This window comes from Psychrobacter sp. TB55-MNA-CIBAN-0194 (genome assembly GCF_040309505.1).
GTDB classification, from domain to species: domain Bacteria; phylum Pseudomonadota; class Gammaproteobacteria; order Pseudomonadales; family Moraxellaceae; genus Psychrobacter; species Psychrobacter fozii.
Genome location: NZ_JBEOOW010000002.1, coordinates 94,519 through 120,628, shown reverse-complemented (window position 1 = coordinate 120,628; position 26,110 = coordinate 94,519). Strand labels below are relative to the sequence as shown.

22 protein-coding genes are annotated in these 26,110 nt (G+C 42.6%); 2 read left to right on the top strand and 20 right to left on the bottom strand.

The genetic code is table 11. From position 1 onward, the window contains the following. Positions 1–21 precede the first annotated feature (21 nt). The 9 genes from AAEY75_RS03140 to surE all read right to left on the bottom strand — a co-directional run bounded on the left by AAEY75_RS03140 (position 22) and on the right by surE (position 8,507). Complete coding sequence (locus AAEY75_RS03140; RefSeq protein ID WP_245905628.1) at positions 22–321, bottom strand: MoaD/ThiS family protein; 300 nt, start codon at positions 319–321, stop codon at positions 22–24. Positions 322–398: 77 nt separating this feature from the next. Then, positions 399–905, bottom strand: coding sequence for a cyclic pyranopterin monophosphate synthase MoaC (moaC, locus tag AAEY75_RS03135; RefSeq protein WP_352258350.1), 507 nt, complete (start codon positions 903–905; stop codon positions 399–401). Between the two features lie 25 nt (positions 906–930). Beyond that, complete coding sequence (mobA, locus tag AAEY75_RS03130; protein WP_352258348.1) at positions 931–1,650, bottom strand: molybdenum cofactor guanylyltransferase; 720 nt, start codon at positions 1,648–1,650, stop codon at positions 931–933. An 11-nt stretch (positions 1,651–1,661) separates the two neighbouring features. After that, entirely contained in the window at positions 1,662–2,192 is a 531-nt protein-coding gene (moaB, locus tag AAEY75_RS03125) for a molybdenum cofactor biosynthesis protein B (RefSeq protein ID WP_352258346.1), read from the bottom strand. Positions 2,193–2,290: 98 nt separating this feature from the next. Further along, on the bottom strand, positions 2,291–3,325 hold the full coding sequence (gene moaA / locus AAEY75_RS03120; RefSeq protein ID WP_352258344.1) for a GTP 3',8-cyclase MoaA: 1,035 nt from the start codon (positions 3,323–3,325) through the stop codon (positions 2,291–2,293). A gap of 127 nt (positions 3,326–3,452) precedes the next feature. Next, positions 3,453–4,748 (bottom strand): molybdopterin molybdotransferase MoeA, encoded by a 1,296-nt coding sequence (locus tag AAEY75_RS03115; protein ID WP_352258342.1) that lies wholly within the window; start codon positions 4,746–4,748, stop codon positions 3,453–3,455. Between the two features lie 548 nt (positions 4,749–5,296). Next, entirely contained in the window at positions 5,297–6,601 is a 1,305-nt protein-coding gene (locus AAEY75_RS03110) for a lytic murein transglycosylase (RefSeq protein ID WP_110922330.1), read from the bottom strand. A gap of 124 nt (positions 6,602–6,725) precedes the next feature. Beyond that, positions 6,726–7,517 carry a LysM peptidoglycan-binding domain-containing M23 family metallopeptidase gene (locus AAEY75_RS03105; RefSeq protein ID WP_352258340.1) on the bottom strand — a complete coding sequence of 264 codons (792 nt, stop codon included), beginning with the start codon at positions 7,515–7,517 and terminating at the stop codon, positions 6,726–6,728. Positions 7,518–7,694: 177 nt separating this feature from the next. After that, entirely contained in the window at positions 7,695–8,507 is an 813-nt protein-coding gene (gene surE / locus AAEY75_RS03100; RefSeq protein WP_352258338.1) for a 5'/3'-nucleotidase SurE, read from the bottom strand. 485 nt (positions 8,508–8,992) lie between these two features. On the opposite strand from surE, the gene AAEY75_RS03095 reads away from it, so the two are divergent. Further along, a complete protein-coding gene (locus AAEY75_RS03095) occupies positions 8,993–9,427 on the top strand; it encodes an MCR_0457 family protein (protein ID WP_110922327.1) in 435 nt (144 codons plus the stop codon). A 464-nt stretch (positions 9,428–9,891) separates the two neighbouring features. Further along, entirely contained in the window at positions 9,892–11,058 is a 1,167-nt protein-coding gene (locus tag AAEY75_RS03090) for a D-alanyl-D-alanine carboxypeptidase family protein (RefSeq protein ID WP_201548491.1), read from the top strand. A 129-nt stretch (positions 11,059–11,187) separates the two neighbouring features. Here the strand turns inward: AAEY75_RS03090 and AAEY75_RS03085 are convergent, their stop codons facing one another. From AAEY75_RS03085 to AAEY75_RS03035, 11 genes are all read right to left on the bottom strand, one after another. Then, positions 11,188–13,125 carry a sensor histidine kinase gene (locus AAEY75_RS03085; RefSeq protein WP_352258335.1) on the bottom strand — a complete coding sequence of 646 codons (1,938 nt, stop codon included), beginning with the start codon at positions 13,123–13,125 and terminating at the stop codon, positions 11,188–11,190. Between the two features lie 184 nt (positions 13,126–13,309). Next, positions 13,310–14,734, bottom strand: a complete 1,425-nt coding sequence (gene der, locus AAEY75_RS03080; protein WP_110922324.1) for a ribosome biogenesis GTPase Der — start codon at positions 14,732–14,734, stop codon at positions 13,310–13,312. A 481-nt stretch (positions 14,735–15,215) separates the two neighbouring features. Then, complete coding sequence (gene bamB / locus AAEY75_RS03075) at positions 15,216–16,424, bottom strand: outer membrane protein assembly factor BamB (RefSeq protein WP_352258333.1); 1,209 nt, start codon at positions 16,422–16,424, stop codon at positions 15,216–15,218. Positions 16,425–16,679: 255 nt separating this feature from the next. Beyond that, entirely contained in the window at positions 16,680–17,477 is a 798-nt protein-coding gene (locus tag AAEY75_RS03070) for a YfgM family protein (protein ID WP_201548500.1), read from the bottom strand. A 63-nt stretch (positions 17,478–17,540) separates the two neighbouring features. Further along, a complete protein-coding gene (hisS, locus tag AAEY75_RS03065; RefSeq protein ID WP_352258331.1) occupies positions 17,541–18,830 on the bottom strand; it encodes a histidine--tRNA ligase in 1,290 nt (429 codons plus the stop codon). 65 nt (positions 18,831–18,895) lie between these two features. Further along, positions 18,896–20,011 (bottom strand): flavodoxin-dependent (E)-4-hydroxy-3-methylbut-2-enyl-diphosphate synthase, encoded by a 1,116-nt coding sequence (gene ispG / locus AAEY75_RS03060; protein ID WP_110922320.1) that lies wholly within the window; start codon positions 20,009–20,011, stop codon positions 18,896–18,898. A 97-nt stretch (positions 20,012–20,108) separates the two neighbouring features. After that, complete coding sequence (locus tag AAEY75_RS03055; RefSeq protein WP_197100690.1) at positions 20,109–20,924, bottom strand: helix-turn-helix domain-containing protein; 816 nt, start codon at positions 20,922–20,924, stop codon at positions 20,109–20,111. Further along, complete coding sequence (gene pilW / locus AAEY75_RS03050; RefSeq protein WP_352258328.1) at positions 20,921–21,856, bottom strand: type IV pilus biogenesis/stability protein PilW; 936 nt, start codon at positions 21,854–21,856, stop codon at positions 20,921–20,923. Before pilW ends, AAEY75_RS03055 begins: the two co-directional genes overlap by 4 nt. A gap of 376 nt (positions 21,857–22,232) precedes the next feature. After that, positions 22,233–23,462 carry a dual-specificity RNA methyltransferase RlmN gene (gene rlmN, locus AAEY75_RS03045; RefSeq protein ID WP_352258326.1) on the bottom strand — a complete coding sequence of 410 codons (1,230 nt, stop codon included), beginning with the start codon at positions 23,460–23,462 and terminating at the stop codon, positions 22,233–22,235. A gap of 512 nt (positions 23,463–23,974) precedes the next feature. Continuing rightward, positions 23,975–24,406, bottom strand: coding sequence for a nucleoside-diphosphate kinase (gene ndk, locus AAEY75_RS03040; protein WP_201590058.1), 432 nt, complete (start codon positions 24,404–24,406; stop codon positions 23,975–23,977). A gap of 342 nt (positions 24,407–24,748) precedes the next feature. Next, the gene (locus AAEY75_RS03035; protein ID WP_110922316.1) at positions 24,749–26,038 is read right to left on the bottom strand and encodes an adenylosuccinate synthase; all 1,290 of its coding nucleotides are present in this window, start codon (positions 26,036–26,038) and stop codon (positions 24,749–24,751) included. Positions 26,039–26,110 lie beyond the last annotated feature (72 nt).

The following is a 26,110-nucleotide window of genomic DNA, read 5'->3' as shown; positions in this document are numbered from 1 at the left end:
AACGTCTATACACCTATTTATTTAACCACCAGCGACTGGCGTGATAAACACCACACTATCACCATCATAAATAGGGTCTGTCCACTTAGCGAAATAATCATTCACCGCCACTCGCAGCTCTGATTGTGGACGACTGAAGCGATGTGTTTGACTCAACTGTGTATATAAATCAATAAGCGACATTGATGAGTCAATGCTCACTTTTTCCTCATGACAGCCCGCTTCATCAGCTAGACTGGCGAAGTACAGAATGTTAATAGTCATCAAGGATTCAGTGTTTTTTTCTACGTCAACATTATCCATAACATCAGTAGTACTCATAAAACCTTCCATTTATTGCAAGCTATCGAGCTTCATATTTATTATGTGGCTAAGTGTTCAAACAAAATCTGATGATGCTATTTGTGCTGATAATCGGATTTACCACCTGTCTTTTTGACCAAATGAACACCATCAATAACAATATCATGTGACAGGGCTTTGGTCATGTCATAAATGGTCAAACAAGCTACACTGACTGCTGTTAGCGCTTCCATCTCAACCCCTGTTTTGTGGGTAACTTTGACAGTCGCGCTCACACTAATACTGTGGCTGGCATCATCATACTCAAAGCTCAAGCCGATCTTATCTAACGGTAATGGATGACACAGTGGAATGAGGTCATGCGTACGCTTGGCCGCCATGATACCTGCGATATGTGCCGTCTGCGTGATACTACCCTTTTTGGTCATGCCATCAGCGGCTTTAATTTGGGTATAAATCTCGCTTGGGAAACGCACTTGTCCAACAGCATGAGCCTCACGTGTCGTGGCGGTCTTGCCACTGACATCAACCATAGTGATATCACCGTCACTGTCTAAATGAGACAAGGTAGATTGGCTGTTTTCTTGGCTACTGATATTCATTTATGATTTCTCTCGATAGACTTTTTTATAAATTATTTAAAGCCGTATATGCCTGTTCAAAATCTTTAGGCGTATTAAAATTGGTCAAGTGCTGCCAGTTCTTTGCAAAGGGTACGGACTGCACCATAGGCTTGATAAACGTCATCACTCGGCGCTGTCCACTATCAATATAGGCTTTTAAGTCAGGCTCAATACTCAACTGATAAAGCCCTAATAGTGGGTATAAGTGACTGTCATCTGTTAAGCAAATGACATTTTTATCAGCGGCTTGAACACTTGCCAGTTGCAATTCATTCCACAAGTCAGTCGCCGGTATCAAACTATCGCAGCTAATGACCATTAGCCATGATGACTGGCTCTTATCTATGGTCACTGAACCAGCCGTTGAACCATTTACCTTAATCAATGTTTGCATGGCAGATTCAATAGCGGCCAATGCACCAGCCGTATCAATCTGTTCATCACTCTCATTAGTAGTATAATCAGAGATATGAAAAATTGCTGAGCACGGTCGGCTTCGCACTAAATCTGCATCAATATCAAAGCCACGCCCATTGTCTGCAATCATAATAGGCAGATGGGTATCAGCCACATTTAGCTCAAGCGCGTGACGGACATGATAGTCGAGCAAGCGTTCCCCTATCGGCAAAGTAAGCGCCGCTTTGGGCGTACCCATGCGTTTAGATGCCCCGCCCGCCAAAATAACAATGCCTGCCAAGCCAGTTGCCAGATTTGAATTATTCATCGTTGATAATATCAGTCGTGACTTGGGTTTTGTGCCAAAAAATGCGGCACAAAGTTACAGGGACGCGTACGGCTATCAAACTGGTCTTTTAAGATATTTTCCCAACCTGTACGACACGCACCTGATGAGCCAGGTAAGCAAAAGATACCCGTGCCATTGGCCATGCCAGCCACAGCTCGCGACTGTACCGTTGACATACCAATCTCATCTTTTGAGATGAGACGGAACATTTCACCAAAGCCATCTATAGACTTATCGAACAGTACATTTACCGCTTCTGGCATACTGTCTCTAATGAAAAAACCTGTGCCGCCAGTCGTAATCACTGCATGAACTTTTGGATCCGCAATCCAACCACTAATAACAGCTCTTATTTGATAGATATCGTCAGTGATAAGTTGACGGTCTGCCAGATGGTGGCCTGCTTCCTTTAGACTATCGACTAAGTACTGCCCTGACGTGTCTTGTGCTAGCGTACGACTGTCCGAGACGGTCAATACAGCTATATTGAGTGGGGTAAATTGTGCAGCAGGCTTGCTCATAAAGGGTCCTTTATACATATGATTTTATAGTATGTTTAAAAATATCGTTGGCACTCTATCTATTTAATATCGTGTGTCATGCTTAATGGTTGTACACCTTAACCACCAATGATTGATAGATTGTGCATAATGCCACTGTTAGAGTCGTGCAGATGATGGTGCTCAGGCTTGATCGGCATAAACTCATGTAAGGTATTCACCAGTCCTTGCACATCGTTTTGTTGCAGATGCGGACGAATATCATAATTGCCTTGATCGAACAGACATAAATGCACTTTACCCTGACTGCTGACTCGCAGACGGTTACAAGTATCACAAAAATGCGCGGCATAAGGCGCGATCATACCGATACGGCCTACATAGTCAGGATGACTGTACTCTACCGCTGGGCCATCGCTACTCCCACGCTCATGTGGCTGCCAGCCGTGATCCAATAGATAGTCAGTGATGATATCAGACTGCGCATGCTGGGCAAAAAACAAGTCGCTATTATCACTGGTCTGCATAAACTCGATAAAACGATAGGTGACTTTTCTGTCTTTTACATAGTCGATGGCGTCCATGAGGTTTTCAAAGGCCGTCTCTGCCATCAAAACACCATTTATTTTGAGCTTGATATCGGTTGTTTCTAATAGAATATCCATATCAGTGAGCAGCTGCGGCAAACTATTAAAGCCGGTCATCTTATGAAAGGTCACGGCATCAAAGCTATCCATACTGATATTAAGCTGATCCAGTCCTGCAGCTTGCCAACTGGCTAAATGCTTGCCGAGCTTATAACCATTACTGGTCATCGCCACTGTCTCGATGCCATCAGTTTGCTTAATCGTTTTTATAATCTCAACAACATCGCGGCGAATAGAAGGCTCACCACCAGTAATTCTGACTTTTTTAGTCCCTACTTGGGCAAAGCCGTGTATTAAGGTGGCAATCTCAGGCACACTCAATTCGTCATCAGGGCGCTTGCCTTGATAGCCATTTGGTAAACAGTATTCACAGCTAAAATTACAAAAATCAGTGATAGATAGACGCAAATAAGTCAGACGACGTGAAAACCCATCCGTCAGAGGTTCATAGTTTTCTAGTGGTGAGTACTGTTGAGCACTACCTATGTTACCGTAATTATCACTCATATTTTACTACCGTCAGTATTGCTTACTATCTATAAGCATTACCTTATTATTTGCGTTTAGCATACTATTATAGAAATTATTATCAGTGGTTTAATACTCACCTTATAGTAAGTTAACACATGGAGAATTAATTATATAACCAAGGAAAAGGTTGTACCGTGACCGTACTATTTGCAGAGACATTGCCGCTGTCTTTGTCCAATACAATAAAACAATTGGCACGGCTAAGCTGCTTTATTCTGTGAGATTGCTGACTGGTGAAGCTCTCGACTTCATAACTGCCTACTGCATTCTGTGACAGCACACCGCGCTGAAAGTCTTTACGACCTGCTGATTTTCTGATGTCATTGGTGAGCGTGGCTTGAATGCTCAGCTGCATAGGCTGCTCTAACACGTCCGCGCCTGACATCTGCCACAGCGCTGGTATCACAAACTGTAGCGCGCCAACGACTGTGGATAATGGATTACCCGGTAGACCAAAGTACAGCACTGGCTTATCAATGTCTTTGTTTAATTCACCAAATACAAAAGGCTTGCCTGGCTTCATAGCGACTTTATAGTGATTAATTTGACCTAACTGCTCAATCACAGTGGTCAAAAAGTCATAATCACCAACAGATACGCCCGCTGTCGAGACAATGACATCACAGTCTTGCATAGCATCATGGACAGCAGCGGTCGTCTGCTCTAAGTTATCAGGAACAATGCCATAATCACGAATGACAATAGGTAAATCTGATAGGAGGCTTTTAAGCGTTGGGGTATTGGAGTTATATATTTGTGCTAGACTGGTAAGCTCATTGCCAATCGCCACAAGCTCATCGCCAGTGGCTAAAACACCTACCGTCAGTGGCTCAAATATACGGGCTTGGCTAATACCTAAGTTTGCTAGCAGGCTAATATCGACAGGGTTAATACGCTTGCCTATCTTTAAGACAACTTCACCAGACTCAATTTCTTCGCCTTGCGAGCGGATATTGCTATCAACCTGAGCTGCTTGTGATAGCGTTATAGCATAAGGTTGTGATTTATCGAGCGTATCTTTTATGTCTAAAAAATTGGTGTTCTCTTGCATGATAACCGTATCACAGCTGTCTGGCACTACTGCACCCGTAAAAATACGGACACCTTGCCCTGCTATCAACTCACCTATATAAGCGCAGCCAGCTTGAGACTCTCCGATAATGTCGATAGTGCTGTCCATTGCTAGCTCGCTACCTTGTGCAATCGCATAGCCATCCATCGCAGATAGATTCTGTCTGGGCACATCAAATGTCGAGGTGATGTCTTGCGCCAAAATATGGTTGCGACTGTCTAATAAATCACGCGTCTGCAGAGCTCTATTTTGTAGTGGAAAGTCGGTATCGTTGTAGTTATTTATACGCTGCTTTATCGCTGCTTGTAGTTCTTCCATGGTAATCATATCGCACACTCTTTGGGTCGTTCTATTTATTTATTATTTGAAAACTGTTATTCGAAAACTGTTATTTAAAAATTATCCTTTGAAAACTGCTACTAAAAACGTGGTTTAAAAAATCCATTTTCTAGAGCGTGTCCTCATTTTAAAAATGGTGATAAAAATAAGATAAATTGCAGTCAAACAAGGAAAATAGCGCAGATAATATCGAGATATTAGTCAGCTATTTGACGCCATTTGGCAAGATTTAGCCATTTTTAACCCATTTAGATAGCTATCGATTGAATTGAAGACACGCCCTAGAGTCTAGCACTCACAATCGTAATTTTCTTGTATTAACCTTGTCCTGATAAGTTTTGACAAAAGCGCAGTAGATTCAACTTGAGTACTCCATACTTATTGTCTCGATAGCTATCAGCAAAATCACCCATAGACTGAGGCAAAAAAAGCACCTTGGCAAGGTGCTTTTTGTAGAACAAAGTAACGTAATCATTGAAACATTAGCGGTCAAAAACAGCGGCGCTTATATCACGTATCAACAGCAATAGCTTCTCTCACCATGATGCCAATGAAGATGCGCTACGTTGGGTAATAAAGCCATCTGGAGTCTGACCATTATCTCCCTGCCAGCGTTGAAATGCCATACGAGTATTAGTACCAACGATGCCATCAGCGCCTTTTGTGTCGTAACCTGCACTGGTCAAACGCTGTTGTAAATTGCGTACCTGAGTAGTCGATAACGGACGCTCATAGCGCGGCCATGACTTTTGTAAGCCACCTTGTCCCGTGATTGCTTTACCCAATAAGCTCACCCCTAGCGCATAGCTTGATGAGTTATTATAGACCTTGATTACATCAAAGTTTGGGCTTAACAATAGTACTGGGCCATCCTTGCCAGCTGGCAGCCATAGCTCCATTTCTGTATTAGCATCTAACGACACATCCGCTATTGTGTCAACACCCATTGCGGCCCATCTAGCCGCAGACTGCTTGCTACCAACGGTTGAATAATCGAACGAGGTAGGAACCGTTGCTTCATAAAATGGTGCCAATCCACGAACCCAACCTGAGTTGCTTAGGTAATTAGCCGTAGAAGCCAAGGCATCACCAGTGGCCCATGGATTGCGATGACCATCACCATCACCATCGACGCCATGTTTAAGCCACGTAGCAGGGATAAATTGAGTTTGACCCATACCACCAGCCCAAGAGCCTTCAAGCTGTGACCATGACACATCACCACGCTGTAATAGCGTCGCTAATGACAGTAATTGAGTTTCTGCAAACTCTTGGCGGCGACCGTCATAAGCCAAACTACCCAATGAACTTGGCAGACTACTATTACCAGTCACAACGCCATATGAAGACTCCATGCCCCAGATAGCAGCGACAATTTCTGCACTCACACCATACTGTGATTCTAACTGCGACAGATATGCACGTTGCTCAGAAAACTTACGCTTACCAGTACTTACGCGCCCATCGGATACAGCAGAGTCTACATATTCCCAAGGCATCTTAGAGAACTCTGGCTGTCCTGAGTCTAATGAAATCACTTGTTGATTTAAGTAAGCTGAGTCAAGCAGACGACGAACAGTTGCCGCATCATTGCCTGATGCAATCGCACGCATAGAAAAATCCGACTTCCAGTCATAAAAGCTGTTATAGCTTGGCTTTGCCACTGGCGGCGGCGTGACTACTGGCTTTGGTGTTGGTTTCACTTGTATTGTTTGAGTCTGGGTAATCTCAACATTGCCTTGACGCACGGGCTTGTTAGACTCTTGCATGGCCTGTTGGCTCGTACACCCAACCATGACTAGAGCTGGGAAAAAAGCAATGTACTGTTTTTTTAACATCATAAAAATTCTCAGGTATGAATAAGTAAAGTGACTCAAACAACACAACTTTATGCAAATCGCGTTCATAAAGCAATATCAGTCGCGCCACTAAATTCGCCAAGCAATTAAAAACACGGTGTCAAACTTAACGTCCCAATACCGCACGTGGGTCGATAGGATTACCATTTAAACGTACTTGGAACTCCAATCCCACTTGGTTGGTTGTACCACTGTTGCCCATATTTGCAATACGTTGACCCAGCTGTACCGTATCGCCTTCTTTGACAAGTAGCTCACTATTGTGTGCATAGGCAGTGATGTAGTTATCACTATGACGAATCATAATAAGGTTGCCATATTCTGTCAGACCATTACCTGAGTAGAGCACTGTTCCTGCTTGGCTGGCAAGCACTGGATCACCAACATTACCAGCAAACCACATACCCATCGTGCCAGCTGACACATCGAAGTTACGAGTGACTTGATTGCGACTTGGATATTCATAACCTGACGTTGCGTTTGCAGTTACTGCATAGACAGGGTTTTGTGAGTTATTCTGAGGCGCACTGGTTACAGGAGGTGTATAGGTTTGCTTAGGCTGTGTATACGTGTTATTCGCTGTCGTCTCTTGGCTGCCTTGCCATAGCTTGAGCCACTGACCACTATAAATCGTATACTTGCTGTCTAAGTTATTAAGTGCGCCGATTTGACGGTAACTGACACGATAGCGCTCGGCGATTTGGCTGACCGTATCACCGCGTTGCACGCGATGATAGTTAGGAATGCCTTGTGCATTGGTGACAATTGTAGGACCAGCTTGATTAGCTGATTGGTAAGTAGGTTTGGTGGCACAACCGACTATCGTTAAGGTTGCGACTGTTAGAGTGCCAATCAATGCCACTGTTGTAAAGCGTGATCCAGCAATAAGCTTCTTCATACAAGGTTTCCTATTTTTTACGTTACTCACAAACGTCTTGTGTGACTCACAAGCATGTTGCTAACTTTTATACTACTTAAATTTTTGATAATGACCATCATCGGTCACTTGATAATAAACACGTTCCTTTGCCTTTTACCACTTATCTAGCGCCATTCATCGTTTTATACAGCGCATTTATAAGGCTAACGCAGATAAACTGTCTAGCGCGGCAGCTGGCGTATGATGGAGTCGCACTGGTGATAGGCTAATATAACCCGCTGCCACTGCTTGGTCATCTGTTAATTGTATGGCAGATGACGGCATATCTTCCGTTTTTTCTGGCAACTCATGTTTACATTTGCGTAGCGACAGCCAATAGGCATCTCGCCCGCGTGGATCAACCACATGGTGCACAGGACGGGCAACCTGACGATGCCCCAACGAGGTTATCTTACGACCTTTGATCTCATCGGCATGATTAACATCCGGAATATTAACGTTTAATACGTGATAGGGCAAATTTTTGCAGGCATCTAATAGTGATGTTTCGGCTAATAGCTTAACTATCTCATTTGCCGCCAGCTGATAATCACTAACTTGCTCTTGCCCATCCCTTTTGGCACCGCCGCCTACTAAAGAAGTTGCGATGGCTGGCACACCAAAAATCTGCGCGGTTAAGGCTGCTCCAAAGGTGCCAGAGAACATAACATCCTGCCCTAAATTAGCACCTGAATTAATACCTGTAATCACACAGTCAAAGCGCGTATGACGATACAACTCATGTAATGCTAAATAAATACAGTCCGCAGGCGAGCCATTCACAGCGATAAAGCCAGATGGCAGTTCATGAGTATGCAATGGCGTGGTCACACTCAATGCACTCGCGTAACCACTCTGCTCACTATTTGGCGCAACCACCACCACGTCACCAATGGTAGACAATGCCTGATACAGTGCCAACAACCCTGGCGCATAAACCCCATCATCATTACTAATCAAAAATTTCATTGCTACTCAATATATTTATAAATGACCGCCTGTCCACTTATGAACTTTATCGGCATAAAATTGCTATAATTAGAACCGAAAACATCACAGCTATGAAAAAAATTCACGATATTAGTTCAGTATATCAAGGCTATGGTGCAATCATAATGATGAAAGATTATACCCTACATAGTATCCTGACACGAACCCTGTCTTTGCTTAGAATCTAGCTGATTTGTTATTTTACCAACGACTTTATCCGTATAGTCGCTGAATCGGCAGAGGCAAAAACATTGCTCTCCACGTTACAATAGGCAACAACGGACAACAATATAAACTTATATTTTTATGCTGACGTAACTTACAAGTATATGCTGCTGATATGTTGCTAGGAAATGCCTTTGGCTCACAAGACATCTACACATAAGTCAATATTTTATGTGACTTTTGTTTTTTTAGCCATTAACATATGACCATCAAATAAAGATAAGCGAGTGTAATGCTAAATGAAAAATCAATCGATATTATCTATAGCTTCTGTCATAGCGAAAACTGCACCAAAATTTGGTCTTGCAGGACTAATCACGTCTGCTGCTATGCTATCTCAAGCATCTTTTGCGGCGAATAACCCTGATACAACCATACCTTTAGATATGGCTGGCGTAAACATAACCAAGCATGAAATTGCGGTAATGCAAGTGTTGTCAGAGATATGTCCACCGATGCTGAATGGCAACCAAAAACAGCGTTTTTATAAATCCTATGGCGTGCAGCTGCACGAACTGATGCCATCTCTAGAAGATCCGAAAGCGGCTATTCAATATCTATCAACTCAACAAGACTACCGTCAAATCCTACAAGGTATTCGTAGTTGGACAATGGGCTTCTCAAAGCAAGAAAATAAAGCACTATGTGAAGACCTAGCGAATGCTGAATATTAGTCGCTAGACATTAATAACTGGCTTATTAAACAGTCGCTTGATAAAACCCGCTACCATTAACGATAATAAAACAGCGGTATCAACTATATAGAATAGATTATGTCATCTCTATATAGAAATAGACTTAAAAACTGTGTGATTTACTTTGTAAAATTAAAAGCTTGCTGTAGCCCCGCTCAAAATAATAGACGGTGCAGCAGGCTTTTTTGTGGCTATAACTTTCCCTAAATATTCTTCTTTGTTTTTAGTCGCGCCTTATTTTTTGTATTTATCGATTCCCCATCGGTTGTCATTTTGCTAAGATAAGGCGTTAATTTTATGTCTATTGCGCAGTCATTCATATTTTCGTCGATACATTATTTTAAACACTGCATTTAAGATATGCTGCTTAAAATAATGTATGAAAATTAGTACAGAATACAAGCAATAGATACATTTGGTTCCATGATGCGGTGTAACAATATATGACAGTAAAGCGTGTAAAAAATCAGCTAGTACAGCTGGTAGTTGGTGTAAGTATCTCAATGAGTGCAGTGATGGCCAGTGCTGCCATACAGCCGCCCGAGATGGACAATACCGCCTATGTATTAATGGACTACAATACTGGTGAAATCTTGGCTCAAAAAAATGCCAACGAGTCACTACCACCAGCATCTCTGACAAAAATGATGACCAGCTATATCATTGAGCAGCGCTTAGCATCGGGTGACCTTAAAGAAGATGATCAAGTGTTAATGAGCCCAAACGCTTGGTGCCGTGGCAGTAGTAGCCAGTCTTGTATGTATGTGCCAGTGAATAAGACAGCTAGTGTCATTGACATGCTACGCGGTATTATCATTCAATCAGGTAATGATGCGTCAAAAGCAATGGCTGAGCACATTGCCGGTAGCGAAGCATCATTTGCTATCTTGATGAATGAGCAAGCAGAAAAAATTGGCATGGAGAACTCTAATTTTGTCAATGCTACCGGTATGCCTGATGAAGGCCACTTAGCATCTGCTTTAGATTTATCTAAACTTGCGCGTGCTATCATTAAAAACAGCGGCGATTACTACGGTATTTATTCAGAAAAAGAGTTTACCTATAACGGCATTACTCAAGGTAACCGTAATGCTTTGCTCATTACTGACCCAACCGTTGATGGTCTCAAAACTGGCCACACTGATGCGGCAGGCTATTGCTTGGTTGCTTCAAGTAATCGCGACGGTATGCGTCTGATTTCTGTCATTATGGGTACCAAGAGCCAACAAGCTCGTGCTGATCAATCACGTGAGCTTCTCAACTGGGGCTTTGGCCACTTCACTACCGTTACCAAAGCGCCTGCTGGACAATTCGTCAGCAAAGTCCCTGTATGGTTTGGTGAAGCGGATGAGGTTGAGCTAGCCACTGCTGACAACTTACAAATTCTAACCAGCAAAACGCAAAAGAATAAAATCACCACCGTGGTTGATATCCCTGAAAGCATAGAAGCACCTATCAAAAAAGGTCAAGAAATTGGTAAAATGATGGCTGTTATTGATGGTAAAGCCGTAGCCTCAGTGCCTATCATTGCGACTAGCGATATTGAAGAGTCAGGCTTTATGAGCCGTACTTGGCAACGTCTCGCACGTTGGGTACAGAACCTCTTTTAAGTATAATATTAGATATGAACAACATGCCTGATAAGCATGTTGTCCAATAAAAAAGACGCCTTGATATAGGGCGTCTTTTTTATTGATTGTGATAAGAGATAAAGGATAAGAGATAAGGGACAGCTTAGCTTATTTCCATATCAACCAACGCTGCAGCAGATCACTTAACGCCTTACCTTTATAAGTAGCACTACGACAGTAATCGATACCTGCAACCTTCAAACCATGTTCAAAACTGTCTAAGTACTGGGCTCGATGCGGTGAGTACCAATACACTAATAACGCACGATGCTCGCTTTCAGATCGACGGATGAGATCGGCCAAGGATTCGGCTTTATTTACCACGATATCCTCTGCAAACATGACCATATTTATTTTTTTGACGCTCATCTCATCCATAACCAGCTGCTCATGCTGATGGTAGATGACTGTCGCGCCCAAACGCTCCAACTCATTCCCTAAAAAACCCACTTCATGATAATAATAATAAATGATCGTCAACCCAGCCAATAGCTGTTGCTGCTGAGACTGATGCTGGTTAGGCATTATGACCGTCAGCGTAAAATCTGTACCTAATCCTAGCGTACTATCCACTTCGATAGTAGCACCCATAAGCTGCGCTATTTGCTTAACGACAGGCAACCCAACACCTGAGCCTTCATACTGCCGAGTTTGTGATGAATCCACCTGAAAAAATGGATTAAAAATATCCTCTATATGATTGCGATCGATACCAATACCGGTGTCTTTCACACTGATTTGCCAACGATTACTTTTATCAAAATGGGTCAATTGCGACGTAATAATCACTTGTCCAGCAGGCGTAAACTTGATTGCATTACTGAGTAACATCGATAGAATTTGTTGTATTTTTTCAGCATCGCCCGTAAGACTATAGTCGATATGATGAATACGACTGGTTAATACTAAGCCTTTTTTCTGAGCAGCTGGTTCAAACTCTGCCAAGATATCTGCAATCAATTGTAATGGATTGAATTCGATAGAATCGATAGTTACTTGACCTTTTTGTATTTGATTCAACTGGATAATATGGTCAAGCGACGATACCAATTTATCACTACCACTACTAATGATTTCAATAGCATCTTTTTGCTCTCTATTGAGTAGGTCGTGATCCAATAACTGCAAACCGCCCACGATAGCATTTAGCGAGGTTTTCAACTCATGGGTTATCATACTTTGAAAGTTATGCAGCTGCACATCGAGAGACAAATCTTTGCTATGCAACTGCTTTTCAAAAGTCGCAAGCGATTCATAATCTAGGCTAACTTTTTGTAAACGATTAAACAAGGCTATAAAGGCTTCTTTGATTAGCATCAGTTCTTGAAAATTAAAATGTTGTGGAATAACTGGTAACTGCTCAAGCTCTGTGTTTTTTAACACGATGTCACAGGCTTCGGTCAGAGATTCAATATCTCTGACTGGCCATTTGAGTTTACGTAAAAGATATAAAGCCCAAAGCACTGCCAGTGTGGTAGTAAAGAGCCATAGCAGCAAGTTGCTACGATACCAATGCGACCGAAGTTGTTGCACATCTAAAGTAATATTAATATAGCCAACTAGTGCACTGTCTTTATCAACTTTATCGGCTGCTGACGGTTCATTTTTATTGCCTAATAAAGTGGTAGCCGATTGCTGTTTAGGCTTTAATGCATTAACGTCACTATCGATATTAATATAGTTGCTGGTTACCGGATAGTTAAAGCTGACAGTATCTGCAAATAATGCCGTTCTCCAATCATCCTTTGATTGGCTGACATCATCAACAGGCTGAGGTGTTGAATAAAACAAGATACTTTTGATACTTGGTTCATTCTCTAATAAAAACCTCACTTGCTCAGAAACAACATCAGCGCTATCAGCCGTCGATGCACTGGTCGTTAATAATGTAGCTAGCTGTTGCACATGCCTATATTTTTCTGTGTAGTGATAGACTAAACCATAAATAAAAGACAATAAAAAGCCTACTAACACAGCTAGTATGAGGGCCTGTGCGACAGAACGCCGGATTAGCACAGAGATGGTTTGCGGTGAACGGCTGTTCATATCACTCAACTAAGTTAAGATAACATTGATTTATACTACAGCTACTAGGAAGGTGTGATAGGTGAAACTGATAGATACTCACTCTTCATGACAGCTAAAGCAACCACAGATACAGTAGCGTACAGCTTACTTTATCGTGCTCTATGGCACGATAAAGTAGTAGTGAATGAGTCAACTGTCTTATCTATTTACGAGGTTTTTTATCTTTGGTGGTGAATTTTTGTGCTCGGTTGCGCTCACGTTGACGCAACTGCTGCTCTTTCGCTTTGGTAGGAGTATCGCTCTTGTTCGCATATGGGTTGTCATTTTGTTTAAGAATGACATTAAGCGGCGTACCTTCGAGCTTGAATACCTGACGGAATTGGTTTTCAAGATAACGCTGATAGCTCTTAGGTAATGAGCTGGTCTGGTTACCATGAATAACAATGACTGGTGGATTGTGACCACCAATATGCGCATAACGTAATTTAATGCGGCGACCAGACACGGTTGGTGGCGGGTTCGCAGTCACAGCATCCTGCAAAATCTGAGTCAAACGGTTGGTTGACACTTCAAACATAGATGATTTATAAGCGCGTAAGATAGACGGATATAAATTACCCACACCAGTACCATGCAGCGCCGATATCAAGTGAATTTTCACATAAGGGATAAAATTGAAACGACGATCCATCTCAATTTTAATGTAATCTCTTTGATCTTGAGTCAGACCATCCCATTTATTAATCGCCACTACCAATGCACGACCCGCATCCAGTGCATAGCCAATCATATGCAAATCTTGGTCGACGATACCTTCGTGGGCATCAATTACAATGACGGTCACGTTAGAATCTTCGATTGCTTGCAAGGTTTTGATGACAGAGAATTTTTCTACTTTTTCATCGATTTTACCGCGGCGGCGTACACCAGCGGTGTCAATCAATACGTAGTCTTTACCTTCACGCTTATAAGGAATGTAAATACTGTCGCGTGTGGTACCAGGCATATCGAAAACCACTACTCGATCTTCACCTAATAGACGGTTCACTAGCGTTGATTTACCAACATTTGGACGACCAATAATAGCAAGCTTCAAGCCTCTTGGCTCTACAATGTTATCTTGCTCAGGCATATCCGCTGTCAATACTTCAAGCAAATTACCAACACCGCGACCATGACTGGCAGCCATTGGGTACGGCTCGCCCAATCCTAATGCATAGAATTCTGCAGGCGCAGCATCATGGACGCCATCGACTTTGTTGGCGACGACATATACTGGCTTGCCAAGTGTGTGCAAAAACTTACCAATCTCAGCGTCGGCACCAATCATACCAGCACGAGCATCAACGACGAATACAATGATATCGGCTTCGTGAATCGCAGTATGCGACTGTTCAGACATATAATCATCGATGTTACCGCTACCATCATCCGCCTCACCGATACCACCAGTGTCTACAACAATGAAAGACTTATCTTCATAAGTAGCATCACCGTATTGACGGTCACGAGTCAGTCCTGATAAATCAGCAACCAATGCCTGCCGACTTTTTGTGAACTGATTAAATAAGGTAGATTTACCGACGTTTGGACGACCAATTAAGGCGACCACAGGCTTGATACTCATGGATTACTCTCAGTGAAAGGCAAAATGACGGACAGTACAGTTATTCTGATAACCAAAACATAACAGCGAACTTACCGCACTTGACCGTAAATTAAAATAAATAATAAAACGATAGCAAAAACAAGAATCAACTATTTTGCAGTTAATGCATGCTATATAAGGGGAACTACATGTTGTATAAACAATATATATAGATAACGCCTATGGCGTATCGGTCGCATAGAGTACGCGAAAGCCTGTGTTTAAACAAGTCATTTACACAAGGCACTAAACGCTGACTAAGCAGCGTTTGTATTTTATAATATCAAGATCAATCAAATCGCATAATAGCACTATAATCAATCCTCTATAAAAGAGTGATAGCGTTAACCTCGCTTGAAGTATCAGAGATACATCTGCACTCGGTTGCCTTGACTCTCTTTTAAACTGAACCAACTATATTAAAACATATTATTTAATTTAATGCTTATTAATCAATATCTTAGCGTGCCAACTGCCAGATTGCGACTTGTCCTGAAGTACTTTGAGTCATCAAACGACTGCCTTGTACCTGCAAGCTGTTTAACGCACCTTTGGTTTCTACACGGCTGACGATTTTCCCACTAGCAGGGTCAAATAAATGTACCACACCGTCTAAGTCACCAACTGCAATATAGTTGCCAATCATCACAGGATTGGTCAAATGACGATAAGCCAACTCTTCACTTTCCCACAATACTGCACCAGTATTGCGATCGTAAGCCACAACCTTACCATCTAAACCAGTCGCAATGACTTGCTGAGTGTTGACGGCAAGCGCTTTTAAGCTGGCTTGTTCATTGACGAACATCACTTGACGCGATGCCAAATCAATACCTAATAATTGACCACTATAACTAATGGCAAACATCTGATTTTTATCAACGATAGGCGCGCCATCAACATCACTCATGCGCTCAACTTCACTGCTGCCAGCACCAACGCCAACGCGTCTTGACCACTGTGGCAAGCCATTATCTGCTGTTACTGCATGCAAACGTCCATCAGCTGTGGCCAATAGTGCCGTCTTGCTATCTAATAATGTCGGTGCCGCACTGCCACGCACGCTGATAGCGGGTACTTGTGTGGCAAACTGCCATACAGACTGTCCAGTTTGTAGTGATAAGCCGTGTAAAAAGCCGTTGTTTGCTGATAAAACGACACGATTATTGGTAATGAGCGCTGGTGTCAACACTGACCCTGATAGCTGTTGCTGCCAGCGTTTTTCACCAGTGGCACTATCAAACGCCATTATTTTACCACTGCGCGTGCTAATAATTGCGGTTTGGCTCAATGCATCTAAAGCGACACCACCGGTGATTTGTTCGTCAACATTCACTGACCATAAACGTTCACCAGTATTATTAAAACCAGTCAATTCACCACCGCGTGATGCAGTAACGATTTGTTCATTGGTATAACCAACCTGCAAATCTAGTGGATCTTTTTTACTGACTTTTTTATTACCGACATCCGTACTAAAAACAGGTTGTAGTACACTAATAGGCTGAGCAATCTGTACTAGCTTTACCGGATCATTGACAACGGGCTTGATACCGCGATTACACCCAATCACCGCAGTGCTCATTACTGCCAGTACGGCCACATGCATAACCGTCGTTTTGATGGTTTTAGCTTTTGAGGTTTTGCTAGAGCGAATAGATTGAGTCATTATAAGTTCTCACTACAAATAAATTATTATTAATAAGCAAATTAGCTATCGATAAATAACTAGTCAACGAATAGTATTAGCAAAGCACGTCAAATCAGCGCCCTGTGTCTTAATGTGCTTCTGATTTACTGCGCCATTTAGTATATAGAACTGGTATATGGAACAATGTTAGGTACTGACCATCAGTTAGCTATTATCAAGTGCTAAGTAGAATACAAGTGCCATTATTAGTCAATAATATTTACGACGATACGGCTATTGCGTAACCTCAGCAGTAGGAGCTTCTGCAGAGTCAGCCGCCACTGGTAATTGAACAGCAGCATTTGACTCTTGAATAAGACTGGCTTGGTCTTCGATAGGCTCAGGTACCGTACCCAAACTTTCCATCTTTAACGCCAATACTGCACGCGTTTCTTGACGGCTACGTAACAGCTCCCAAGCATTGTTGTACGATTTAACTGCTGATTCTTTATTGTCTTGTGCTAAGTAGATATCACCTAGTAGTTCTTGCTGACTGGCTTCAAAAGAGCTTGGCATGTCCTTTTTAGCTTCTGCCAATGCAGCATCTGTATCACCTGTCGCCAACAACGTCTTCGCATAACGCAAACGAGTAATAGCCTCTAAGCCTGCATCACCCAAGTCGATTGCCAATGCTTTTTTAAAAGTCTCTGTAGCAGCAGCGAAGTCGTCATTATCAACTTCATGACGAGCTTTAATCATCAATGCTTGCCATGCATAGACTGACTCACCATGCGTACTCACCAACGTATCAATATCGCTGCTCAATTGCGTACGGCTCTGTTCGAGCGCTGCTTGTGCCTCTGCTTCTAAATCAGGGTTTTGTGAGGACAGACTGACTTCTTCATTCAACCGCTGAATATCGGCATAACTATCAGCAGCTACAGTATCTACCCGTGCATGATTGTCCTGCCAGTACGTCCAACCAAAATAGGCTGCCAATGCCAATAAAATCGCAGTGACAATGTAGCTGCCATACTGCTTTAACGCTTGCATTGAATTGTCTGCATTCGGCGAATTGGGTGTCAGAGCCATATCTATTTACCTGATAAATTTATATTAAATTGCTGATGCTAAAACTAAGGAAGCCGAAACCGATCAGTTACGAGAAAAATTGTCTTTATTCGACAACCAATCTGTCGCAACTGTCTGTTGTTCACCCGTCTGCATATCTTTCACACTAATGGTATTATCGTCCAATTCTTGCTGAGCAATAATAACCGTCAATGCAGCACCTGACTTATCCGCTTTTTTCATTTGCGCTTTTAGACTGGTTGCACTTGCCATTTTGACCCGTACATCTGGACGACTGTAACGCAAGTTTTGTGCATAGCCAATACCAGCACTATAGACCTCTGGATGAGCAACTACGAATACATCACAAGCAGGTATATCAGCAATCGGTGCGACCGCTTCCATCAATAATAATAGACGCTCAAGCCCCATCGCAAAGCCGACACCAGGCTCAGATTTTACTGGCTTATTGGCATCGGTACCGATTGACTTCAGCTGTCCGATCAAACCATCATAACGGCCGCCAGCACACACAGTAGCCTGACTACCAAGCTTGTCTGTCACCCATTCAAAGACCGTTTTATTATAATAATCAAGTCCACGTACCAGATGCGGATTAATCTCGAATTTGATACCAAGTGTCGTCAGATACGCTTGTACTTGCTCGAAGTGCGCCATGCTTTCTGCACCCAAAAACTCAGCCAACTTTGGCGCGTCTGCCAATACGGCTTGGGTGCTCGCTTCTTTACTGTCTAGAATGCGTAGCGGATTGGTCGTCAAGCGGCGCTTGCTGTCGTCATCGAGCTGATCTTTTTTATCCGTCAAATAAGCCACGAGTGCTTCGCGATAAGCGTAACGCTCATCAAGCTCTCCCAGACTATTCAGCTGCAAATGCATCTCGTCTTTTAGACCCAACTCTTGCCACATTAAATGGGTCATCGCAATCAATTCCGCATCAGCATCTGGCAATGCACTACCGAAGCTTTCGACACCCAACTGATGAAACTGACGATAACGGCCTTTTTGTGGACGCTCATAGCGGAACATCGGACCGATATACCATAATTTGGGTGTATCACCGCGCAGTAGGTTGTGCTCAATCACTGCACGTACTGCACCAGCGGTACCTTCAGGACGTAATGCTAATGGCGTTGGTGGATCAGATTTATCAGTAAAGCTATACATCTCTTTTTCGACGATGTCTGTTGCGCCACCGATAGCACGTGCAAATAAATCGGTTTGCTCAACGATTGGCAAACGAATATGCTCATAGCCGTATCTGCCCAAAACGTCAGCCAGTATTGCCTCTAAATGTAACCATTTTGCGGACTGGTCAGGCAAAATATCATTGAACCCTTTGATAGCTTTAATCATGGTACGGTCGTATCCTTAAAATTTTTAACAAGTATATCTATAATTTTTTTACTAACAGTGGCGTGTTATTTTACTCGAATGATCTCATTCTCACGTTTTTTGGCCAAATCTTCGGCGTGAGCGCGTACCATACTTTCTATTTCATCAACCAAGTTATTGGTATCAATAAGATGGCTTTTTTCACCCATACGATAGACTAGTGACTTACGTGCAGCGCCAACGATACCTATATCAGATTCCTTCGCCTCACCTGGGCCGTTCACTTTACAGCCAATCACTGACAAATTCATCGGTTCGCGGACATCTTCTAAGCGTGACTCTAATGCAGTCATCACTCTAATCACGTCAAACTCTTGACGTGAGCAACTTGGACAAGCGATAAAGTTAACGCCATTAGAACGAATATTTAACGATTTTAAAATATCAAAACCAATTTTGATTTCTTCTTCAGGCTCTGCTGCTAGAGAGATACGAATGGTGTCGCCGATACCGTCTAACAGTAGGCCACCTAACGCAATTGCAGACTTCACGGCACCAGTACGATAGACGCCAGCTTCAGTCACGCCCAAATGTAATGGATTGTCGATTTGAGCCGATATAAGACGATAAGCATCCAATGTCAAAAACACATTACTGGCTTTGACCGATACTTTATATTGATCAAAATTGAGACGCTCTAATATATCAATATGGCGCATCGCAGATTCGAGCATAGCAGCACCAGTTGGCTCAGTATATTTACGCTGAATGTCTTTTTCTAAAGAGCCGGCATTCACACCAATGCGAATAGGAATATTATAATGTTTGGCACAAGCGACGACTTCACGTACTTTGGCATCGCTGCCGATGTTACCTGGGTTGATACGTAGACAGTCCGCGCCTGCTTCGGCCACTGCCAATGCAATCTTATGATCAAAATGCACGTCGGCAATCAATGGGACACTGACCAATTTGCGAATTTCACCAAACGCTTTGACAGTATCCATCGTGGGCGTCGAGACACGCATCAGGTCAGCGCCTGCTTCAACACAGCGTTCGATCTGCGCGACAGTCGCTGCCACATCACAAGTATCAGTGTTTGTCATACTTTGCACACTGATCGGCGCATCACCACCAATCGCGACATCACCGACATATATTTTTTTGGTAAGGCGACGGTTAATAGGCGCTGACGTTGACATAGACAAACCCTTTCATTAGAGCAAAAAAATATAGAAGACACATGTTTATAATAACTATGAACAGCTATTGGCTTTAAACAGCTGTTAGTTTTGACAATTAAGGTGCTAGCTCAAAACTGGCTTGCTTATCAGTTGCTGCATAAGTATCCAATGCAACTGCTTCTTGGTTTAGCATTAAGCTAACATTATCGACGTCATCGATTTTCACACTGAACGGCGGCGTGCCTGACAATTGATAATCACCCGCTGTTTGCGAACCATCTATTAAAGTGCTACCAGAGGCATCAATGATACTTATGACCGCTGTGTCAGTCAGTTTGACTACTAATGCAGCCTGACCGACTTCAGCGCCACCTAAGTTTAATGCAGAGCCAGACGCACCAACGCCAGTCGAGCTATCAATCGCAGCACCTTGGGCTTGTTCTATCTCAGATACGTCGTCTACTGTAGGTACTGGTTCTGCATTGTTTTCTTTGCTGGCGTTGCTTACCATACGGAATAAGAAAATTGCCAAAACAATAACACCAATGACCGCCAAAATCAGTAATGGGTTAAAGCGAATACGGTTGCGAGTATCGCGCTGCAACGTACCCATTGGACGCAATGGTGTATTGGTATTATTAACTGATTTAGCTTTAAGCTCACTGGGATAAGCCGCATCAAAACTGCTAGCGACTTTGGTTGCATCCAATCCCAAAAATTTGGCATAGTTTATTGCAAAACCACGAGCAAACGTTGCTTGTGGTAAATCAGCAAAATTCTCATTTTCTAGCGCTTGTAAATGACGCTTTAAAATAAATAACTCGGCGGCCGCCTCTTCTAAACTAACTTGCTTAGATTTTCGGGCTTGCTGCAACATGGCACCAAATGATCCCTGAGCGTTAGATTGAGTGTTTAATGATGGGGTGGTCATTTCCATGGTGCCTCTGGATTGTTAAGCCAAGTCTTAAGTTTTTTTGCTTCATCACTTAATGGATAAGCGGATAAAAGTTGCTGTGCTAATCTTTGACGTGTCGGTATATTGTTTTGCGCAGCAGCAATTTTGATACCTTGTAATAGTACGCGTGGGCTAACACCCTGTCTTTGTACTATCACCAATGTTTCATCATAAAGCCTTTGAGCCTGTGGAACACGCTGTTGCTCAAGCAGCAAATCTACCAATTCGATATGGGCAATAATACTATTACGATTGCCATCAAGCGCACGTAAAAATGCTTTGGAAGCCGCACTGCGATCGCCGAGCTGTAAATAAGTACGTCCTAAGTTCTCTAACGCACCAATACGCCCTTCATAACCCAATGCTGAACCTGCAATCTGAAACTGCTCAGCCGCTTCACTATAGCGCTTCATCTGTGACAGATATACGCCGTAGTTGTTATTTGCTTGCTCAAAATCTTTATCGAGTGAGATCGCTTTTTTGAAATACTCATCGGCTTTTTCGAGATTGCGCTGACTGCCCTCTTGCTGCAGCAAAACGCCCATCATATCATAGGCTGGCGCGTAACGGCTATCAGCAATAAAGGCTTTTTCGAGTTGGCGTTGAGCAGTGTCGAGGTCTTTTTCGCGAATGTATTGTGCAGCGAGTGAGGTGCGCACACGAGCGACTTCTTGTTGATTCGATTTGCGGTTATCACTGGACCGTGTAGATGTCTGATAAGCCGTATTGTTAATCAACTCATTGGTCGATGTGCTTTGGCAACCAGTCAGCAGAACCCCCGCAAACGCCGTTGCCAGCATCACATGCTTCGACGTCGCCATTTGGGAAGTTGCTGTCATCAACTGCTTACCATCTTTAGAAAATAATGTTTGATATTTGAACTGACAAGAATTTTTAGAAGTCATCATAGCCGCCATCATAAAACTGTGATTCAATGCGTTCGATCAAAGAAACATCAGTTTAATAGATTTAACCCCCATAAGTACAATTTAGTTGTGATTAATTGCTGTACTCATCGATACTGATTGTTATTGCTACATTTTTATTACCATTGCGACAGATAAAAGACAGCTTATCTTTTAGGGTGTGACATCAATTAAACTGTAAGGCTTAAAATGAGAAAAATTGTAGATAAACAAGGAAAAAATTGCCGTTAATATGAACATATTGACAAAATTTCTAACGATGTTTAGCAAAATTTAGCCATTTTAAGGCCACTAAATGTATTGATTGATGACACGCCCTAAGACCGTTAAATACTAAACTTATGCGTTTAAGACCCTACTAAACGTTTTCACGGTCTTTGATGCTTTGCTGCCATGCCGCTGAGCGTCTAGTACGATCTGCCACTTGTCCAACCAATTGGCCACAAGCAGCATCAATGTCATCGCCACGGGTTTGACGAATGGTACAAACAAAACCTGCTTCGCTCAGTATATTGCTAAAGGCATGAATGCGGTTGTTGCTTGATTTGTCATAGTTTGCATGCGGGAACGGATTGAACGGAATCAAGTTAATCTTACTTGGTAGCCCCTCTAATAGTGCAACCAACTGATGAGCATGCTCGTTGCTGTCATTAACGCCATCAAGCATCACATATTCAATCGTGACGTGTTTTTTGTGACGTGGATTGACATCAAACACATAGTTTTTTGCCGCAGCGATCAGCTCTTCTAGCGGATATTTCTTGTTAATTGGCACTAGCTCATTGCGTAGCTCATCGTTGGGTGCATGTAATGAAATAGCCAATGCCACATCGATATCTTGTGCTAACTGATACATCTTAGGTACGACACCTGAGGTCGATAATGTGACGCGACGCTTTGACAACCCATAAGCATGATCGCTGAGCATCAGCTCCATTGAGCCAACCACTGGTTTATAGTTCAATAGCGGTTCGCCCATGCCCATCATCACAACATTGGTAACGTTGTTTTCCCATAGGCTATGATCGACATTTTCTAAGCTGTCATTTTCGTCAGTCATATAAGAGGCATTGGCCACCCACAACTGACCGATAATCTCAGCAGCAGTTAAGTCACGCTCAAACCCTTGCTTGCCCGTACTACAAAAACTACAGTCCAGCGCACAGCCCACTTGTGAAGACACACATAATGTCTTACGGCCGTTCAATTTGCTGTCATCTGCAGGAATAAGAACGGTCTCAACCAATGAGCTACCCGTGACTTCAAATACCCATTTACGTGTGCCATCATCGCTATATTGACGATGAATCACTTTTGGCGGAACGACACAAGCGTTGAGTGACAATTTATCACGCAATGATTTGCTCAAATTGGTCATTTGCTCAAAATCTGTCACGCCCTGCTGATATATCCACCTAACCACCTGCGTCGAGCGAAAAGGCTTTTCACCAATACTTTTAAAATACTCTGCAAGTTGCGCTTGCGTCATACCCAATAGATTGGTTTTTGCCTGAGCTTCATCAACTAGCTTAATGCTATCTGTTAGCTTAGCAGGGATATGTTGGATCGGTGATTGAACAGTGGACATAATAGATAACCTTTTTGCATAAGCTTAGATAAGCGGTGCAATTGTTTATATGAATGTTGTCATACATACATAATATATGAGTGCATGAGCAATCCGTTATGAGCGCATTCGATAAAAACATGCTGATAAGGGATTGATAACGCTACGTAAAATTAATAATGAGGCAAGTCATCAAGAATTTCAATGAATAATATGGTCACAGAACTCTAAAGCGGATACAAGGCAGCCGACTGCAGATTATACAAGTAGTACATCTAAGGAGGGTAATGCCGTAGCTGTTTAATAATTCTTTGACTATAGGATTATTATAATAGCTAAAACGGCTTATACCCATAAGATATAAGCCGTCTCGCGACACGACTGATTGACAGCTAATTTGCTACGTCAGTCGTATACAGTGAATCAAATATAAAACCAATACGGATAAGACGAGTGTAAATCGTAACTAGCTAATTATAGCAGTTACAGCAAACAAGTCTAATGCCGTCATCGTTTATAGTTGGTTTACTATATTAGCGCGTACGTGCACAAACGTCTTCTTCATTGAAGAAGTAGCTGATTTCACGTGCTGCTGATTCTGCAGAATCTGAACCATGAACGGCGTTTTCATCGATGCTGCTAGCGAAATCAGCACGGATAGTACCTTCAGCAGCGTCTTTAGGGTTAGTTGCGCCCATGATTTCACGATGCTTAGCGATAGCGTTTTCGCCTTCTAATACTGAAACCAATACTGGACCTGACATCATGAAAGATTTTAGGTCGTTGTAAAATGGACGTTCAGCGTGCTCAGCGTAAAAACCGCCTGCTTTTTCATCATCAAGTTGCATCATTTTAGCAGCAACAATTTTTAGACCAGCCTGCTCGAAGCGGCTGTAGATAGCACCGATGTGGTTGCCAGCAACTGCGTCAGGTTTGATGATAGATAAAGTACGTTCGTTAGCCATAAAAAGCTCCTAATAAATGATAAATTCGGTAAAAAATGAAAGAGTTAATGCTTTGTTTTATCTTTGGCCACAATGTTGACTTGGGCTGACTTAACCAACTTATTGTTAGTCAAATCTAAAACCTGAGCGCCAACATAGGATTGCTGCCTATTATAATGATTAAGACCATAAATGATAGGGCTAATTTATGACCGCACCTTGCATAAAAGTAAATTTATTATGTATTAATGGTTGATAATGCTATGAATTCTCACAAAAGCAAAAACCCCAGTACTGAGCACTGGGGTTTTATCGATCAATCTATCTATTAATAGTGAAACAAATATAAAGATGTTACTGCAATTACGCGTCGTATGGGTCACGCAATACGATAGTCTCTTCACGATCAGGACCAGTTGAGATGATATCAACTGGGCAACCAATCAATGCTTCGATACGTTTGATGTATTTTTTAGCGTTCTCTGGTAGGTCGTCATAGTTGGTTACACCAACGGTTGACTCACTCCAGCCTTGCATGGTTTCGTACTTAGGCGTGACTGACTCATAGAATTCAGCATCATGTGCGCCTGCACACTCAGTCTCAGGTAGGTTATAACCCACACCGATTAGCAACTCTTCAAGACCATCTAATACGTCAAGCTTAGTCAAGCAAATACCTGACATAGAGTTCAATACCACGGCACGGCGTAATGCTTCAGCATCGAACCAACCACAGCGACGCGCACGACCAGTGGTCGCACCAAACTCATGACCGACTTTGGCCAAATGAGCACCAACATCATCAAACAATTCAGTTGGGAATGGACCACTACCAACACGCGTGGTGTAAGCTTTAGTGATACCAAGTACGTAATCTAAATACAATGGACCGATACCAGTACCAGTAGACACGCCACCAGCCGTTACGCTTGAGCTGGTCACAAACGGATACGTACCATGATCGATATCAAGTAGCGTACCTTGAGCACCTTCGAACATTAGGTTTTCGCCAGCAAGACGCAATTGATTTAGGTCTTCAGTTACATCAGTAACCATACCCTTAATCTCTTCTTTCCACTCTTTGCAAAGCTTAAGTGTTTCATCAAAATCAATCGCTTCAACTTTATAATACTGAGTCAATTGGAAGTTATGATATTCGATTAGGTTACGTAGTTTTTCTTCTAAGTCTTCACGGAATAAATCAGCAAGCTTGATGGCACGGCGTGCAACTTTATCTTCATACGCAGGACCGATACCACGACCCGTTGTACCGATTTTACCGCTACCACGTTTGGCTTCACGTGCTTGGTCAAGCGCTACGTGATATGGCATGATTAGTGGACAATTCGGTGAAATGCGCAGACGCTCACGTACAGGTACGTTGTTGTCTTCTAGCTCTTTCATTTCTTTTAGCAATGCGTCAGGGGCTAATACGACGCCGTTACCGATGAAGCAAGTAACGCCTTCACGCAAGATACCTGATGGGATTAAATGCAGGACGGTGGTTTTGCCATCGACAACTAACGTGTGACCAGCGTTATGGCCGCCTTGAAAGCGAGCGACTGCTGAGGCTTTTTCGGTTAGTAAATCAACGATTTTACCTTTACCTTCATCGCCCCATTGGCTACCCAAAACTACGACATTCTTACCCATGATCAATCCTTACCTTTATGTATTGAGGTGTGTGCAATAACGGTTTAAAACGATGATATAGCCAATCCTATA

Excerpts from the sequence above, each read along its gene's own strand:
- bamB (WP_352258333.1), bottom strand. The coding sequence starts at position 16,424 with ATGACTCAATCTATTCGCTCTAGCAAAACCTCAAAAGCTAAAACCATC.
- surE (WP_352258338.1), bottom strand. The coding sequence starts at position 8,507 with ATGAAATTTTTGATTAGTAATGATGATGGGGTTTATGCGCCAGGGTTG.
- AAEY75_RS03095 (WP_110922327.1), top strand. The coding sequence starts at position 8,993 with ATGAAAAATCAATCGATATTATCTATAGCTTCTGTCATAGCGAAAACT.
- AAEY75_RS03070 (WP_201548500.1), bottom strand. The coding sequence starts at position 17,477 with ATGGCTCTGACACCCAATTCGCCGAATGCAGACAATTCAATGCAAGCG.
- ndk (WP_201590058.1), bottom strand. The coding sequence starts at position 24,406 with ATGGCTAACGAACGTACTTTATCTATCATCAAACCTGACGCAGTTGCT.
- AAEY75_RS03140 (WP_245905628.1), bottom strand. The coding sequence starts at position 321 with ATGAGTACTACTGATGTTATGGATAATGTTGACGTAGAAAAAAACACT.
- moaB (WP_352258346.1), bottom strand. The coding sequence starts at position 2,192 with ATGAGCAAGCCTGCTGCACAATTTACCCCACTCAATATAGCTGTATTG.
- moaA (WP_352258344.1), bottom strand. The coding sequence starts at position 3,325 with ATGAGTGATAATTACGGTAACATAGGTAGTGCTCAACAGTACTCACCA.
- AAEY75_RS03090 (WP_201548491.1), top strand. The coding sequence starts at position 9,892 with ATGACAGTAAAGCGTGTAAAAAATCAGCTAGTACAGCTGGTAGTTGGT.
- moaC (WP_352258350.1), bottom strand. The coding sequence starts at position 905 with ATGAATATCAGTAGCCAAGAAAACAGCCAATCTACCTTGTCTCATTTA.
- der (WP_110922324.1), bottom strand. The coding sequence starts at position 14,734 with ATGAGTATCAAGCCTGTGGTCGCCTTAATTGGTCGTCCAAACGTCGGT.
- pilW (WP_352258328.1), bottom strand. The coding sequence starts at position 21,856 with ATGATGACTTCTAAAAATTCTTGTCAGTTCAAATATCAAACATTATTT.
- rlmN (WP_352258326.1), bottom strand. The coding sequence starts at position 23,462 with ATGTCCACTGTTCAATCACCGATCCAACATATCCCTGCTAAGCTAACA.
- AAEY75_RS03035 (WP_110922316.1), bottom strand. The coding sequence starts at position 26,038 with ATGGGTAAGAATGTCGTAGTTTTGGGTAGCCAATGGGGCGATGAAGGT.
- mobA (WP_352258348.1), bottom strand. The coding sequence starts at position 1,650 with ATGAATAATTCAAATCTGGCAACTGGCTTGGCAGGCATTGTTATTTTG.
- AAEY75_RS03055 (WP_197100690.1), bottom strand. The coding sequence starts at position 20,924 with ATGACCACCCCATCATTAAACACTCAATCTAACGCTCAGGGATCATTT.
- hisS (WP_352258331.1), bottom strand. The coding sequence starts at position 18,830 with ATGATTAAAGCTATCAAAGGGTTCAATGATATTTTGCCTGACCAGTCC.
- AAEY75_RS03110 (WP_110922330.1), bottom strand. The coding sequence starts at position 6,601 with ATGATGTTAAAAAAACAGTACATTGCTTTTTTCCCAGCTCTAGTCATG.
- AAEY75_RS03085 (WP_352258335.1), bottom strand. The coding sequence starts at position 13,125 with ATGAACAGCCGTTCACCGCAAACCATCTCTGTGCTAATCCGGCGTTCT.
- AAEY75_RS03105 (WP_352258340.1), bottom strand. The coding sequence starts at position 7,517 with ATGAAGAAGCTTATTGCTGGATCACGCTTTACAACAGTGGCATTGATT.
- AAEY75_RS03115 (WP_352258342.1), bottom strand. The coding sequence starts at position 4,748 with ATGATTACCATGGAAGAACTACAAGCAGCGATAAAGCAGCGTATAAAT.
- ispG (WP_110922320.1), bottom strand. The coding sequence starts at position 20,011 with ATGTCAACGTCAGCGCCTATTAACCGTCGCCTTACCAAAAAAATATAT.